10 protein-coding genes are annotated in these 15,756 nt (G+C 70.2%); 7 read left to right on the top strand and 3 right to left on the bottom strand.

Annotated features, from left to right (window positions below; translation table 11 throughout):
* Nucleotides 1–104: 104 nt before the first annotated feature.
* On the bottom strand, nt 105–3,125 hold the full coding sequence (locus NDW01_RS03925; RefSeq protein ID WP_252816633.1) for a tetratricopeptide repeat protein: 3,021 nt from the start codon (nt 3,123–3,125) through the stop codon (nt 105–107).
* A gap of 489 nt (nt 3,126–3,614) precedes the next feature.
* Here NDW01_RS03925 and NDW01_RS03920 point away from each other — a divergent pair, with 489 nt between their 5' ends.
* The 5 genes from NDW01_RS03920 (at nt 3,615) to NDW01_RS03900 (ending at nt 11,501) form a co-directional block, all read left to right on the top strand.
* Complete coding sequence (locus NDW01_RS03920) at nt 3,615–5,654, top strand: translocation/assembly module TamB domain-containing protein (protein WP_252816631.1); 2,040 nt, start codon at nt 3,615–3,617, stop codon at nt 5,652–5,654.
* Nucleotides 5,655–5,677: 23 nt separating this feature from the next.
* A complete protein-coding gene (locus NDW01_RS03915; protein WP_252816629.1) occupies nt 5,678–6,430 on the top strand; it encodes a DUF429 domain-containing protein in 753 nt (250 codons plus the stop codon).
* A gap of 148 nt (nt 6,431–6,578) precedes the next feature.
* Nucleotides 6,579–7,574: an aldo/keto reductase gene (locus NDW01_RS03910; protein WP_252816627.1), complete on the top strand. Its 996-nt coding sequence runs from the start codon at nt 6,579–6,581 to the stop codon at nt 7,572–7,574.
* Nucleotides 7,575–7,791: 217 nt separating this feature from the next.
* On the top strand, nt 7,792–9,525 hold the full coding sequence (locus tag NDW01_RS03905; protein WP_252816625.1) for an ABC transporter ATP-binding protein: 1,734 nt from the start codon (nt 7,792–7,794) through the stop codon (nt 9,523–9,525).
* Nucleotides 9,522–11,501: an ABC transporter ATP-binding protein gene (locus NDW01_RS03900; protein WP_308211628.1), complete on the top strand. Its 1,980-nt coding sequence runs from the start codon at nt 9,522–9,524 to the stop codon at nt 11,499–11,501. Before NDW01_RS03905 ends, NDW01_RS03900 begins: the two co-directional genes overlap by 4 nt.
* A gap of 134 nt (nt 11,502–11,635) precedes the next feature.
* On the opposite strand, the gene NDW01_RS03895 is transcribed toward NDW01_RS03900, so the two are convergent.
* Nucleotides 11,636–12,559 (bottom strand): NADP-dependent oxidoreductase, encoded by a 924-nt coding sequence (locus NDW01_RS03895; RefSeq protein ID WP_252816623.1) that lies wholly within the window; start codon nt 12,557–12,559, stop codon nt 11,636–11,638.
* A gap of 157 nt (nt 12,560–12,716) precedes the next feature.
* Here NDW01_RS03895 and NDW01_RS03890 point away from each other — a divergent pair, with 157 nt between their 5' ends.
* A complete protein-coding gene (locus NDW01_RS03890; protein ID WP_252816621.1) occupies nt 12,717–13,580 on the top strand; it encodes a helix-turn-helix transcriptional regulator in 864 nt (287 codons plus the stop codon).
* Between the two features lie 65 nt (nt 13,581–13,645).
* On the opposite strand, the gene NDW01_RS03885 is transcribed toward NDW01_RS03890, so the two are convergent.
* On the bottom strand, nt 13,646–14,281 hold the full coding sequence (locus NDW01_RS03885; RefSeq protein ID WP_252816619.1) for a GNAT family N-acetyltransferase: 636 nt from the start codon (nt 14,279–14,281) through the stop codon (nt 13,646–13,648).
* 229 nt (nt 14,282–14,510) lie between these two features.
* Here NDW01_RS03885 and NDW01_RS03880 point away from each other — a divergent pair, with 229 nt between their 5' ends.
* Nucleotides 14,511–15,743 (top strand): cytochrome P450, encoded by a 1,233-nt coding sequence (locus NDW01_RS03880; RefSeq protein ID WP_252816617.1) that lies wholly within the window; start codon nt 14,511–14,513, stop codon nt 15,741–15,743.
* Nucleotides 15,744–15,756: the final 13 nt, after the last annotated feature.

Genomic DNA, 15,756 nt, shown 5'->3' with positions numbered 1-15,756 from the left:
CGGCGGCGATTCCGGCGTGCGGGCCGCCGGGGACGGGGAGCACGTCATGCCACTGCGGGCGACGGTTGCAGGAGGAGACCGGCCCAGCGCTCCTCACCTGCCCGTCATGAACTCCCCGGCGCATTCCCTTCGGAGCGTCCGAGCCTTTGTCGGACCACGTCCCTCTCTGACCGTATACCGCTGACCCTTCGATCGTCCTCTCCTACTGCGGCGGCCATCGCGACTTCGACGGCCTCGAGGTCCGTTAGTGCGGCCTCGTCGTCGATCAGTTGAAGGGCGTGTCGGACCTGGATCAATTGGAATCTCGTCATCAGCGTTTCGTGGTGATCGGAACCGAGCGTCCGCATCTCCGCTTCGAGCACTGCCTCGTAGGCGTCCCGCGCTTCAACCAGTCGTCCGGCCTTTCGCAGCAACCATCCCAAGCAGTAACGGGTCGTTCGCATGGTCTCGTCGTCGTCCTCCAGCACATCTTCGTACGCCGTCACCACCGTCCGCATTTCCTGCACGGCTTCGTCGTAACGACCCTGGTCGCCTATGGCATGGGCCAGGCAGTGACGCTCCCGCAGCACGACCGAGTCCTCTTCCCCACCCGCACGTCGCCGCAGGTCGAGTACCGCCCGGATCTCGGCTTCGGCGTGCGCGGGCCGGTCCGCGCTCCGCAATAGATCACCGAGTTCGTGCCGGGATGCCAGCATGGCCGCGCTGTCCTCCGAATGATCTCGGCCGAAGAGCGACAAGAAGTCCTGAAACTCGACACAGGCGTCGACGTTCCGCTTCTGACTCCGGAGATTCCAGGCCAGACACCGCTTCATATCCCGATAGAGGTTGCTATCACGAGCATCAGCTCTCTCGAGCTCACGGATGATGGAGCGGTAATCTTTCTCTGCTTCCGCGTATCTGCCTTCGGAATCCAGAACATGCGCCAGCTGGTGCCGATAGTCCAGCGAAAGGAAGCGATGGTCTCCGTCGGAATGCTCGATTATTTTCTTGTATTCCGCAACAGCTTCTTCCGAATGTCCGCGTTTGTTCATGATCCGCGCCAGCTCACCACGCGTGATGAGCGTATAAGGGTTCGACGGACCGAGGACACGCCGCCGAGCCTCGAGAACAGCCCGCAACCCCGCTTCCGCCTCTGCCAGATCTCCCGAGCCGAAGAGGCTGGCGGCGAATTGATGGTGAGTGATCAGCGTTTCCGGGTGATCGGCGCCGAGAGCCTTCCGCTGCGCGGCGAGGATTTCGCCATATTCGGCGTGCTCTTCCTCGCCCTGCATATGCGCCAGCGCGTACCGATGCCGGATGGACAGGCCGATGGGATCCGTTGAGTCGAGCTCTTCGCTTCGCCTCCTCAGCAGGGAGGCCAGCAACTTCCCGTCCTCGAAGTTGCCCGAGAACCAAAGGTAAGAGAAAGCGTTCAAGCCCGCCTTCAACAGCCGCGAGAGCACATGCTGATCTCCATTCTGCACGGTTTCCACGGCCGCGAATATATGCGACGACAGCAGGCGCCACCACACCCAGTTCTGCGGGGCCTCCGGGGCGATCCGGGTGCCGAGTTCCAACATCTCCGCGGCCGCCCGCCAGATCGCGGTGCGGTGCTTGGAGGGGGACGCGCGTAGCCACTCGGCATTCGACTCCAGAACGAGCCGGTGCGCCTTGACACAGGTGAAGGCCTCTTCTTGTGCCTCCGCCGACGCACCAGCGTCGGTCACCTCCAGGAGGCTGATGTCGACCAATGCCTCGAGTGCCTGATCGATGCGTTCGATGAGAGTGGTCGCAGGGACGAGTCCATGCTTGATCGCGATGTCTATGTCGATCAGATCTACCGGGAAGGGAGTCGCGGCGAAACAGGACAGCAGCCTCATGAGGCTTCGCGCCTCCGGAAGGCCCTGAGTGTCGAGCAGACCCAGCGTCAGTTCCCACGTACGACCGATGAGCCGCCGGTGCAACCGCTCCGCCTGCCCGTCATCAGCGAATCCGCCGCGAGCGCCGCGATCCAGAAGGGCTGTGCCCACGTCACCGAGCGCCTCCTGGTACGCGGCGAATGTGCGTACGTGAGACGGGTTGCCGCCCCGATGACGGAGGAGACCCGCCCCTCGTGCGGTCCGGGCAAGGTAGGACCCGGCCAGACGAAGCGCGAGCGGCAATCCCCCCAGCCGCTCGGCCAGCAGGCGGGCCTCGCTTCCGGTGCCCGCATGTCCCGCGAGGTCGATCAGCACTTCGGCGCCGTCCTCGGGTGTCAGCACGCCGACGTGGTGGCAATCAGCCTCACCTCCCCACGTCTCGGCCGTTCCCACACGACTCGTGACGAGGGTCAGCCCTCGCTCACTCGGCCGCGCCCACCCCGTGCCATCGCCAGGGGATCCGTTCTCGGCTGCGAGCCGAATCGGCTCGTCCGCGGTGTCGATCACCAGTAGCCAAGGCTGAGCAGCGGAATCCAGGTATCGCCACACGAGGTCCATCGCGCTGGTTCTCCCCGTCCAGCCGTCGGAGATCTCCTTCTCAGTAGCGCCCAGTTCGCGTGTCACCTCCCGCATCCCCGTTATCAGCCTGTCCTTGTCTTCAGCCGACACCCAGAACACCCGGAAGCCCTGCTCCCGCGCATCATGTGCGAGTCGCAGTGCAACCGTCGTCTTGCCGCACCCGCCGAGCCCGTGCAGAACCTGGATACGGCCGGGCGGAGCGACCAAGCAGGCTCGCAGGTCCTCCAACAGGGCATCCCGCCCACGCACTCGAGTCGGGAGTTCCCCGAAAGGCGGCCTGATGGAGAACATCCCGGGTGCCGGTGCAGTAGTCTCCGGCTGCGCCGACGCCGTCGCCGGAGTCCCGCCGGTCACCCGCGCGGCCTGTCGCCATTCTCGCTCGGCGGCCTTCGCGCGTTCTTGCGCACCGAGCCACTGGTTATTCGCCTGAACGCCGCACGCTTTCAAGATTGCGCGTACCGTTTGCCAACTCGGCGCCCGGCCACCGCTCAGCGCGTCCGAAACCGTGGTGTGTCCGAGGTCAGCGGTCTTCGCCAACTCCCGGACCCCCGCGAAGTCCGCCGCGTCCGTCACACGGCGCAGTCGCTCCGCCAGGTCACGCATCGGCTCCGGAGCCTCTTGATCGACCGGCCCCTGCAAGCGTCCCACCCGACTCCCCCTCGCCGCCGTCCGCACGATGGCCCGGTCCGGGCCATGTCCTCCGGACATCGGAATTGTCCTATGGACGCCCCTCGTCACGGAACCGTTGTCCGCGGATTGTCCGTGACCAGTTCAGTACAACAAGGAGCCGGCTTACGACTGGAGCTGTCCACGAGGCAGACACAGGAGGAGGCCGCCATGATCACGATCATCGAAACGCTTTCGCGTTACGCCGCGGATAGCGTCGTGATTCTGCAGGTGATACGAACGGCGCTCGACATAGCACGCGACCTGCAAGAGCTACGAAGGAGTCACGGACACGACCGGAAAGCACATGATCGTAATACGGTTGTCCGAATTCAGAATCTCAAGTTCTTCCGGCTCCTACGAGCGCACCGGGTAGACCGACAGGTCGACGAGGCCCGGAGCGAGGACGTTCGTCCCGTCCGTAACTGAAAGGGGTGGCTTCTCCGCCCTTCCTCCCCGAGGATGGGCGCCGTGCCCCTTGATCATCTGACCGAGGCCGAGAAGCTCGTCTGGCGGAGGTTCCGCACCGGGGACTGGGCGGACCTGCGTACCGGCGACCCCGCCCTGGACGACGTGACCGGCGGCGCGTCGTGGGGGCCGGAGCGCACGGTCGACGCGGAGGTGATCCGGGCACTACTGCTCGGCGCCGCCGGCGCGGAACCGGGGCGCCATCCGGCGCTGCGGCTGCGCGGCGCGCGGGTGACCGGGCGGCTGGACCTGATGGGCGCGTCGGTGGAGTACGCGCTCGTGTGCGAGGGCTGCCACTTCGAGGAGCCGCTGCGGTTCGTCGAGGCGAGCACGAAGACGGTGCGGATCACCGGCAGCAGGCTCCCGGCCCTCAACGGCGCCCGGCTGCGTCTCGACGGCATCCTCAACCTCCACCTGAGCCGGGTCGAACACGGCGTGCGGCTCGACCGGGCGAAGATCACCGGTGAGGTCACCCTCCGCGGCGCGACTCTGGGCCCGGACAGCGCCGGGGTGGCGCTCGCGGCCGACGGGATGGCCGTCGACGGCAACGTCGAGTGCGACGAGGGCTTCACCACCGACGGCGCCGTACGGCTGCGCGGCGCCCGGCTCACCGGCTCGATGTCCCTGATCCGCGCCCGGCTGAGCTGTCCCGGCGGCCGGGCCCTCGACGGGAGCAACCTGACCGTGGACGGCTGGCTCGCCGTACGGGCGGCGACGGTGACCGGGCGGTTCGGGCTGCAGAACGCGCGGATCGCCGGCTGGATCGATCTGGCGGCCGCCCGGCTGAGCAATCCCGGCGGGGATGCCTTCACCGCGGGCGGCCTGGCCGTCGACGGCGGCGTGTGGGCCCATCGCGGCTTCGCGGCCGAGGGCGCGGTACGGCTCGTCGGCGCCCGCCTCGGCGGCAACCTCACGCTCACCGGCGCGCACCTGGACAATCCGGGCGGCACCGCCCTGAACGTCGCACGGGCCTCGATGGCCGACCTGGACGCCGACGAACTCACGGCACGCGGCGTGGTCATCATGGCCGGGGCGGAGATCGCCCGCCGGGTCACCCTCAAGGACGCCCGGCTCGACGACGGCCCGGACGACACCGCCCTGAACGCCGACGGGCTCACCACGGGGACGCTCGTGATGCTCGGGGTGCGGGCCCGGGGCGCGGTGGTGATCCGCACCGCGCGGATCAGCGGCCGGATGACGCTGGCCGACGCCCGGCTGAGCGCGCCGGACATCGCCCTGCGGCTGTCCCGTACCGAGATCGGCGCGGACCTGTTCTGCCACCGCATGACGATCGAGGGCCGGGTGAAGCTGACGGGCGCCCGGATCGGCCGGGAGCTGATCCTGGACCGGGTGCGGTTCACTCCTCCCGGCGACGTCGCCCTCGACGCCCGCACGATCACCGTCGGCGAGCTGACGCTGACCGGTCCGGTCGAGGGCGCCGTCCAGCTCGACCACGCCCGCGTGGGAGTGCTGCGGGACGATCCGGACCACTGGCCGTCCGCCCTGCAGCTGGACGGATTCACGTACGACGCGCTGGAGCCGCGCCTGTCCGCCGCGGAACGGCTGACGTGGCTGTCCCGCGACCCCGGCGGCTGCCCGCCGCAGCCGTACGAGCAGCTGGCCGCCTTCTACACCCGGATCGGCCAGCCGGGCCAGGCGCGCCGGGTGCTGTACGCCCGCGAGCTGCACCAGCGCCGCACGCTGTCGCGGGTCGGCCGGGTGTGGAGCTTCCTCCAGGACGCGACGGTCGGCTACGGCTACCGATCCTGGCGGGCCGTGGCCTGGCTGGCGCTGCTGCTCGTCGTGGGGAGCGTCGTCTACGGGACCGCCCATCCCCCGCCGCTCAAGGCCGGCGAGGCCCCGCACTTCAACCCCGTCGTCTACACGCTCGACCTGCTGCTCCCCATCGTCGATCTGGGCCAGCAGAACGCCTTCAACCCGGCGGGCGCGGAGCAGTGGTTCTCGTACGTCCTGGTCGCCGCGGGCTGGGTCCTCGCCACCACCATCGCCGCCGGCGTCGCCCGCGTCATCACCCGCCGCTGACCCGTCCCTCCTATCGTTGGGTCGTGCTGACGGTCGGACTGGACCTGGCGGCGGAGGCCGGGAACACCGCGCTCGCCCGGCTGGAGTGGGCGGGCGGCGCCTGCTCGGTCCGCGGGATCCAGCTCGCGTGCGAGGACGAGACGATCGTCGACGCGCTGCTGACGGCGGACAAGGCCGGGGTCGACTGCCCGCTCGGCTGGCCGGTCCCGTTCGTCGAGTTCGTCACCGCGCACCGGTACGGGCACGTTGACGTGCCGGTCGGGACGCGCGGCCGGGACTGGCGCCGGAACCTCGCGCTCCGGCTGACCGACCGGGTGGTCCGCGAGCGGACCGGGCTGACCCCGCTGAGCGTCTCCGCCGATCGGATCGGCCACGCGGCGATGCGCTGCGCCGCCCTCCTGTCCCGCCTCGCCCGGGAGGGCCGTCCGGTGGACCGGTGCGGCACGGGCGTGGTGGTCGAGGTCTACCCGGCCGCGTCCCTCAGACTGTGGGACCTGCCGTACCGCGGTTACAAGCGCGCGCACGACCTCGCGGCGCTCGGGCGTCTGGTCGACGCCCTGCTGGCCGCCGCGCCCTGGCTCGACCTCGGCGCGCATGAGACGCTCTGCCGCCGCTCGCATGACGCCACCGACGCGGTCATCGCGGCCCTCACCGCCCGCGCCGCGGCCCTCGGCCTGGCCACATCCGCAGGACCGGACGAGATCGAGACGGCGAGTTCCGAAGGCTGGATCGCCCTCCCCACGTGCTCCCTCGACGGCCTCCGGCCTCGTACGTGACACGCGGGCCGGTTCCTCGGGCCTGGCACACCGCGATGCCCGTGTCGCGTCGGCGCCGCTGTGGTCTCCTTGTCGTCGACTTGAAAACAGCGGGTGAGTGCACAAGCGCACTTGCGTTGGAGTGCGCTCCAGGTGTTTGGGTGCTGTCATGGACTACGTACAGCTTGGGCGGACCGGCCTCAAGGTCAGCCGGCTGGTGCTCGGCACCATGAACTTCGGCCCGCAGACCGACGAACCCGACAGCCACGCGATCATGGACGCCGCGCTCGACGCGGGCATCAACTTCTTCGACACGGCCAACGTCTACGGCTGGGGCGAGAACAAGGGCCGTACCGAGGAGATCATCGGCACCTGGTTCGCCAAGGGCGGCGGCCGCCGGGACAAGACGGTCCTGGCGACCAAGGTGTACGGGAACATGGGCGCGGAAGGCGACCCCTGGCCGAACTACGACAAGCTCTCCGCGGTCAACATCCGCCGCGCCGTCGACGCCTCCCTGCGCCGGCTCGGCACGGACCACATCGACGTCTACCAGTTCCACCACATCGACCGCGCGACGCCGTGGGAGGAGATCTGGCAGGCGATGGACGTCCTGGTCCAGCAGGGCAAGATCCTGTACGTCGGGTCGTCCAACTTCCCGGGCTGGGGCATCGCCCGCGCGAACGAGCAGGCGGCCCGGCGCGGCTCCCTCGGCCTCGTCAGCGAGCAGTGCCTGTACAACCTGATGGAGCGCCGGGCCGAGATGGAGGTCATCCCGGCCGCCGAGGCGTACGGGCTCGGCGTGATCCCCTGGTCGCCGCTGCACGGCGGGCTGCTCGGCGGGGCGATCCGCAAGGAGCGCGAGGGCGGCTCCGCGCGCTCGACGTCCGGGCGGTCCGCGGAGGCACTGGCCGACCCGGCCCAGCGCGAGCGGATCCAGGCGTACGAGGACCTGTGCGAGCAGCACGGTTTCGCACCCGGCGACGTGGGCCTGGCCTGGCTGCTGACCCGTCCGGGTGTGACCGGGCCGATCGTGGGACCGCGCACGCGGGAGCAGCTCGACTCGGCGCTGCGGGCGCTCACCCTGGAGCTGTCGGAGGAGTTCCTGAAGGCGCTCGACGAGATCTTCCCGGGGCCCGGCCCGTCCCCGGAGGCGTTCGCCTGGTGACATTGCACGGAGCTCGCCCGTAGTCCTCCGCCGTGGGCGGGAGACATTCCCCGCCCACGGCGGAGCGGTGAGGGGAACGCCGGGCGCCGGCCGGCCGGTCGCGCTGGCCCTGACGCCGCGTCATGCCGGTATTTTTCCGGTTGCACGTGCTCGAAGTGGTTTGTCACCGTAGAGCCGGTGCGTCTCCTGTCGCCGTCCCCTGCCGAGAGAGTTCCGTGTGCTGATCCGACTCTTGCGGGCCCACCTGCGCCCCTACCGCTGGCCGCTCGCCCTGGTGGTGGCGCTGCAGTTGGTGCAGACGCTCGCCACGCTCTACCTGCCGACCCTCAACGCCGACATCATCGACCAGGGTGTCGTGAAGGGCGATACCGGTTACATCCTGAGCACCGGCGGCGTGATGCTCGCCGTGTCCCTCGTGCAGATCGTCTGCTCGATCGGCGCCGTCTACTTCGGCGCCCGTACGGCGATGGCCCTCGGCCGTGACGTACGCGCCGCCGTCTTCACCCGGGTCCAGTCGTTCTCGGCCCGCGAGGTGGGGAGGTTCGGCACGCCCTCGCTGATCACGCGGACGACGAACGACGTGCAGCAGGTCCAGATGCTGGCCCTGATGACCTTCACGATCATGATCGCGGCTCCGATCATGGGCGTCGGCGGCATCGTGCTGGCGCTGAACCAGAACGTCTCGCTGTCCTCGCTGCTGCTGGTGATCGTCCCCGTGCTCGGGGTGGTGATCATGCTGATCATCTCGCGGATGCGGTCGCTGTTCCGGCTCATGCAGGTGCGCATCGACACGATCAACCGGGTGCTCCGCGAGCAGATCAGCGGCGTGCGGGTCATCCGGGCCTTCGTCCGCGACGTCCCCGAGCAGGGGCGTTTCGAGACGGCCAACACCGAACTGCTCGACGTGTCGCTGGGGACCGGCCGGCTGATGGCGCTGATGTTCCCCTTCGTGATGTTCGTGGTGAACGTCTCCAGCGTCGCCGTCCTGTGGTTCGGCGGCCACCTGATCGACGGCGGGTCGATGCAGGTCGGCGCGCTGACCGCGTACCTCAGCTATCTGATGCAGATCCTCATGGCGGTCATGATGGCGACCTTCATGTTCATGATGGTGCCGCGCGCGGAGGTGTGCGCCGAGCGCATCCAGGAGGTCCTGGAGACCGAGTCCAGCGTGGTCCCGCCGGCGGAGCCGGTGCGGACCCTGCGCACGCACGGTCACCTGGAGCTGCGGGACGCCGAGTTCCGCTACCCGGGCGCCGAGGAACCCGTCCTGTCCGGTGTCGACCTGGTCGCCCGGCCCGGTGAGGTCACGGCGATCATCGGCTCCACCGGCAGCGGCAAGACGACGCTGCTCAACCTCATCCCCCGGCTCATGGACGTGACCGGCGGCGCGGTGCTCGTCGACGGCGTCGACGTCCGCGAGCTCGACCCGGTGACGCTCTCGGACGCGGTCGCGTTCGTTCCCCAGCGGCCGTACCTCTTCTCCGGGACGGTCGCCTCCAACCTGCGGTACGGCAAGCCGGACGCCACGGACGAGGACCTCTGGCACGCCCTGGAGATCGCCCAGGCCAGGGACTTCGTCGAGAAGATGGACGGCCGCCTGGACGCCAAGATCGACCAGGGCGGCACGAACGTCTCCGGCGGCCAGCGCCAGCGCCTCGCCATCGCCCGCGCGCTCGTCCGCCGGCCCGAGATCTACCTGTTCGACGACTCGTTCTCCGCGCTGGACTACGCGACGGACGCGGCCCTGCGCGCGGCACTGGCCGCCGAGACCGCCGAGGCGACCGTCGTGATCGTCGCGCAGCGGGTCTCCACCATCCGGCACGCCGACCGCATCATCGTCCTCGACGAGGGCCGCGTCGTCGGCACCGGCACCCACCACGAGCTGATGGACACCAACGAAACGTACCGGGAGATCGTGCTCTCCCAGCTCACCGAGCAGGAGGCGGCGTGACGTCCCCGAACGGCGAACGCGCCGTACCCCGCCGCGGACCGGGACCATCCGGCCCGGCCCACGGGCCGGCCAGGTTCATGGCCGGGCAGTCGACCGAGAAGTCGCTGAACTTCCGCGGGTCGAGCCGCCGGCTGCTGCGGATGCTGCGGCCGGAGCGGCCGCTCATCGTCGCGACCCTGCTGCTCGCCGCCGCGAGCGTCACGACGACCGTCGTCGGCCCGCGGATCCTCGGCCACGCCACCGACCTGGTCTTCGCCGGGGTCATCGGCCGCAGGTTCCCCGCCGGGACGACCAAGGCCGACGTGATCGCCGGGCTGCGGCACACCGGTCACGGCACCCTCGCGGACATGCTGAACTCGATCGACTTCGTGCCCGGCCACGGCATCGACTTCGGCAAGGTCGGCACGGTGCTGCTGATCGCCCTGGCGCTGTTCGCGATCGCCGCGGTCTTCGGCGTGGTGCAGGGGCGTCTCACGACGACGATCGTGCAGCGGTCGATGTTCCGGCTGCGCGAGCAGGCGGAGCTGAAGCTGGCCCGGCTGCCGCTGAGCTACTTCGACCGTCAGCCGCACGGCGAGGTGCTCAGCCGGGTCACCAACGACATCGACAACCTCGCCCAGACGCTGCAGCAGACCCTCAGCCAGATGCTGACCTCGCTGCTCACCATCGTCGGCGTGCTGACCATGATGATCACGATCTCGCCGCTGCTGGCCCTGATCGCCCTGGTCACCGTCCCGATCTCGGTGCTGGTCGCGGGAAGGATCGGCAAGAAGGCGCAGCCGCAGTTCATCAAGCAGTGGTCCACGACGGGACGGCTGAACGGCCACATCGAGGAGATGTACACCGGGCACTCCCTCGTCAAGGTCTTCGGCCGGCAGGAGGAGTCCCTGGAGACCTTCCGGGAGCACAACGACACGCTGTACGCGTCGAGCTTCCGGGCCCAGTTCATCTCCGGCATGATCCAGCCCGCGATGATGTTCATCGGCAACCTGAACTACGTGCTCGTCGCGGTCGTCGGCGGCCTGCGGGTGGCGTCGGGCGCGCTGTCCCTGGGTGACGTGCAGGCGTTCGTGCAGTACTCCCGGCAGTTCACCCAGCCGATCACGCAGGTGGCCAGCATGGCGAACCTGCTGCAGTCGGGCGTCGCCTCCGCCGAGCGCGTCTTCGCGCTGCTGGACGCGGACGAGCAGGAGCCGGACCCGCGGACGCCCGTACGGCCCGAGGAGGTACGCGGGCGGGTGGTCTTCGAGAACGTGTCCTTCCGCTACAACCCGGACACTCCGCTGATCGAGGACCTGTCCCTGTCCGTCGAGCCCGGCCAGACCGTCGCCATCGTCGGCCCGACGGGCGCGGGCAAGACCACCCTGGTCAACCTGCTGATGCGGTTCTACGAGGTCACCGGCGGACGGATCATGCTCGACGGCGTGGACGTCGCCGAGATGACCCGCGAGGACCTGCGGGCCAGGACCGGCATGGTGCTGCAGGACGCCTGGCTGTTCGGCGGCACGATCGCCGAGAACATCGCGTACGGGGCGGCCGGCGCCACCCAGGAGCAGATCCTGGAGGCGGCTCGGGCCACCTACGTCGACCGGTTCGTGCGCACGCTGCCCGACGGATACGACACGGTGATCGACGACGAGGGCGGCAACGTCAGCGCCGGCGAGAAGCAGCTGATCACGATCGCCCGCGCGTTCCTCGCCCGGCCCACGATCCTCATCCTGGACGAGGCGACCAGCTCGGTCGACACCCGGACCGAGGTCCTGATCCAGCGCGCGATGAACTCCCTGCGCAAGGGACGGACCAGCTTCGTCATCGCCCACCGGCTGTCCACCATCCGCGACGCGGACCTCATCCTCGTCATGGAGTCCGGCAGCATCGTCGAGCAGGGCACCCACGACGAGCTCCTGAAGGCCGAAGGCGCCTACGCCCGTCTGTACCAGGCCCAGTTCGCCCAGGCCGTCGCCGAGGTCGACTGAACCGAAGGCCGTGACCGGCGAACCCGGCCCGGGAGCCGGGACGGGTCGGGGCCTCGGTCGTGCGCGGCAGGCCGCCCCCGGGGGCGGCCGCGCACGCCCGCCCGGGGGGGCGCCCCCCCACGCCCCGCCGTGGGTCACGGCACCAGGACGATCTTGCCTCGGGTGTGGCCCTTCTCCAGCTCGCGGAAGGCGTCCTGAACCCGGTCGAGCGGGTAGGTGCGGGCGATCGGGATCTCCAGCTCGCCCTTGTCGATGAGCCCGGCCAGTTCGGCGACCACCTCGATGGTGGCCGCCTCCGCGTTCGCGTCGGTCCTGACGCCGTGCTTCGCGGCGGCGGTCCAGTCCTTGATGGTGTCGATCCGGTCCGGAGCGACGCCGAGCTCGATCGCGAGGTCGACGTAGCCGAAGCCGTAGGCGTCGATGAACGCGTCGACCCTCCCACCGGGAGCGGCGGCCCTGATCCGGTCGGCGACGCCCTCGCCGTACGTGACGGGGATCGCCCCGTGGTCGGTCAGCCAGCGGTGGTTGGCCTCACTCGCCAGACCGATCACCGTCGCGCCGGCGCGCCGGGCGAGCTGGACCGCGATCGTCCCCACCCCTCCGGCGGCGGCGGAGATCACGACCGTGTCGCCCCGCCCCGGGGCGACGGCGCGCACCGCCGCGTACGCCGTCGTCCCCGCGACGTACAGCGACCCGGCCTGCTCCCACGAGACGTTCGCCGGACGGGGCATCAGGTTCGCCGCCTCGACGAGGACGAACTCGGCGTGGCTCGCCCGGTCGTCGGTGAACCCGAGGACCTCGTCCCCGGCCGCGTACCCCGTGACGCCGGCGCCGGTCTCCTCGACGATCCCGGCGAGGTCGCTGCCCTCGCCGGAGGGGAACGTCGCGGGCCACCGCTCGTGCAGCACGCCCGTGCGGATCGACACCTCCCCCGGGTTGATCGCCGCACGCTTCACCCGGACGAGGACCTGACCGGGTCCGGGGACCGGCCGGTCGACCTCCTCGACCCGCAGCACCTCGATGGGGCCGTACTCGTCGAACCGCACTGCCTTCGGCATCGCGCACTCCCTGCCCTGAGACGCCGGCCGTCTCTCGGCCGGACACCGACCAGGCTGCCAACGGAACCCGGCGGGGAGTAGTGGACCGCTTTCCCTAGGATCGACGATCCTTGGCTGAGCGTCCGGCGCCGGGCGGAACCTCGGCGATGATGACTCCATGCAGATGGACCGCAACCAGCTCGCCGACTTCCTGCGCCGTTCCCGGGAACGACTGCGCCCGCAGGAGGTCGGCCTGCCGGCCGGGCCGCGCCGCCGTACGCCCGGGCTGCGGCGCGAGGAGGTCTCCCAGCTCGCGGGGATGTCCGCCGACTACTACATGCGCCTCGAACAGGCCCGGAGTCCGCAGCCGTCACCGCAGATCCTCGCCTCGCTGGCGCACGCGCTGCGCCTGACCGAGGACGAGCGCGACCACCTCTACCTGCTGGCGGGACACCGGCCGCCCGCGGGGCGACTGGCCGGCGACCACGTCCGGCCCGGCCTGCTCTACCTGCTGGACCAGCTCCACGGGACCCCGGCCCACATCACCAACGACCTCGGGGACCTGCTCGCCCACAACACCATGGCCGAGGCGCTCCTCGGGTGCATCTGCTCGGTCCGCGAGGAGGACCGGAACTTCATCTGGCGCTGGTTCACCGATCCGACGATACGGTCGATCTATCCGCCGGAGGAGCTCGATGAGCTGGGCCGCGCCTACGTCGCCGACCTGCGGGCCTCCATGGTCCGGCGGGGCAACGACGCCGTCTCGACCCGGCTGGTCGCCCGGCTGCGCGAGGCCAGTCCGGAGTTCGCCGCGCTGTGGGAGCTGCACGAGGTCGCGGTGAACCGCAGGAGCCGTGTGCGCGTCGACCACCCCGCCATCGGCCCCATCGAGCTGGAGTGCGAGACGCTGCTGAGCCCGGCGGAGGACCAGCGGCTCACGATCTTCACACCGCCGCCGGGCACCTCCAACATCGACCATCTCAGCCTGCTGCGCGTCCTCGGCCACGACGACTTCACCCCGGCCGCCCCCGAACGCCGCTGACGGCGTGCCGCGCCCAGATCACCGGCGGTCGCCTCCTCACGTGCGGCGGCGGCCGCCAGTGATCATCACTCCAGGCCGAACAGCGGCAGGCACGGAGCGAGGCCCTCGATCGTCACGGGCACCGTCGGCCGGCCGGCGCGGTCGAGGCGCATCCGGCGCACCACCATGGGACGGCCGCGGACGACGCGGCGTTCGATCCCGTCCTCGCGGTAGCCGAGCTTGCGGGAGACCGCGAAGGAGGCCGCGTTGTCGGCGAAGGCGGCGGACACCGCGTACTCCGCGCCCAGCCCATCGAACGCCAGGCCGAGCACGGCGGCGCGCATCTCGGTGCCGATCCCCTGCCCCTGGTAGCGGCGGCCCAGCCAGGATCCCGTCGAGACCTCACGGAGGATCGGGAAGTCCGTCCCCATGAGCCCCTGGGTCCCGACGATCGTGCCGTCGAGATCGACCACCAGGTTCAGCGTCCAGGCCGACGGCCGCCAGGCCGCCCACTCCGACCAGTGGTACTGCAGGAGCCCGCGCGCCCGTTCGGCGGGCGGCGCGTCGGTCCAGGGGACGGCGAACGGCTGCGTATCCGGGTCGTGGACGCCTTCGGCCGCCAGGTCGGCCAGCGCGTCCAGGTCCGCCGGAGTCGGGAGGCGCAGTCGCAGCCGGGGAGTGCGGAGCCGCAGACCGAACAGGGGCCAGTGCGGAGATGTCATGCCGACGATTCTGCAGAGGGCCTCCGCCGGCCGCACCCGTTTTTCCTCGTTGTCACTGAACGCCGTTCGGATAAGCATCCGTTCGGACATTCCGTAAAAACGCCGGTCAAGCTGGGCAGATATGGCCAATGCGGCTGTTTCAGGGCTAGGATCGCCGTCCTACGTGCGGCCGGTCACTCTCGGGTCGATCGGTGTCACAGGTGGAGAAGATGGTCGAAGGGAGCGCATCGTGACCGCGCCGGAGCCGGAGTTCACAGGCACGCATTCCGGGGCGGTGCCACTGTACGGGCGGCGCTTCGTCGAGGACACCGACGAGCTGTACCGGGAGATGCGGCGCGACCACGGGCCGGTCGTGCCGGTCCTTTTCGAGGGCGGCGAGCCGGCGTGGCTGGTCATCGGCTACCGCGAGGCCCACCGGGTGCTGACCGACTCCCAGCTGTTCGCCCGCGACCCGTACCGCTGCCACGGCCCGGAGTACGTGCCGCCGCAGAACCTGGGGTACCTGCCCGGCATCCTGATGTTCCTCGACGGACCCGTTCACGCGCGCCGGGCCGGCGCGGTCAGCGCCGCGCTCGCCGAGGTGGACCAGTTCGAGCTGCGCGCCGACTGCGAGCGGTACTCCGATCGGCTGATCGACGCGTTCGCCGCCGCGGGCGAGGCCGATCTGATCGAGCAGTACGCCTACCACCTGCCGGTGCTCGTCATGGGCAGCCTGCTCGGGCTGCCCGACTCCGAGCTCATCGCCTTCGCCGAGGACATGAAGAAGATGAACGACGGCCGGGAGGAGGCCATCGAGGCGTTCGGCCGGTACGTCGTGAGGATGACGAGCCTTCTCGCGAGCAAGCGCGAGTGGCCCGGAGCGGACGTGACGTCCCACATGATCGCGAACGCGACCGACGTCACCGACGAGGAGCTGATCCAGGACCTCCTGGTCGTGCTCTCCGGCGGCCAGGAGAACACCGCCCACTGGATCGGCAACACGCTCCGCCTCATGCTGACCGACGACCGTTTCTCGCTGACCCTCTCGGGCGGCCGCCGCAGCGTCGGCCAGGCGCTGAACGAGGTGATGTGGGAGGCCTCTCCGGTGAAGACCGCCCCGGCCCGCTGGGCGGTCCGGGAGACCCAGCTCGGCGGCCGGACGATCCGCGCCGGCGACGTGGTCGTCGTCGGGCCGGCGGGCGCCAACACCGACCCGCGGATCCGGCCCGACGCGCACGGCGACGCGGCCGGGAACCACGCCCACCTGGGTTTCGGCACCGGCGAGCACGGCTGTCCGCACCCGGCGCCGGAGCTCGCCCAGGTGATGGCGCAGACCGCCGTCGAAGTGCTCCTCGACCGGCTTCCGGACGTGCGGCTCGCGGTTCCGGAGCACGAGCTGGAGTGGCGGCCCGCCTTCCACATCCGCGGCCTGTCGGCGCTGCCGGTGAGCTTCAGGCCCACGCACGTCGTCGGCGGCGGCTGACCGGAGGACCGGT

Origin of the sequence: Actinoallomurus soli, assembly GCF_024055715.1 — a bacterium.
GTDB lineage: Bacteria > Actinomycetota > Actinomycetes > Streptosporangiales > Streptosporangiaceae > Actinoallomurus > Actinoallomurus soli.
The sequence above is the reverse complement of the archived record's forward strand: the minus strand, read 5'-3'. Positions and strand labels throughout refer to the sequence as shown.

Coding starts and splice junctions, on each gene's coding strand:
- NDW01_RS03910 (WP_252816627.1), top strand. CDS start 6,579: ATGGACTACGTACAGCTTGGGCGGACCGGCCTCAAGGTCAGCCGGCTG.
- NDW01_RS03895 (WP_252816623.1), bottom strand. CDS start 12,559: ATGCCGAAGGCAGTGCGGTTCGACGAGTACGGCCCCATCGAGGTGCTG.
- NDW01_RS03890 (WP_252816621.1), top strand. CDS start 12,717: ATGCAGATGGACCGCAACCAGCTCGCCGACTTCCTGCGCCGTTCCCGG.
- NDW01_RS03885 (WP_252816619.1), bottom strand. CDS start 14,281: ATGACATCTCCGCACTGGCCCCTGTTCGGTCTGCGGCTCCGCACTCCC.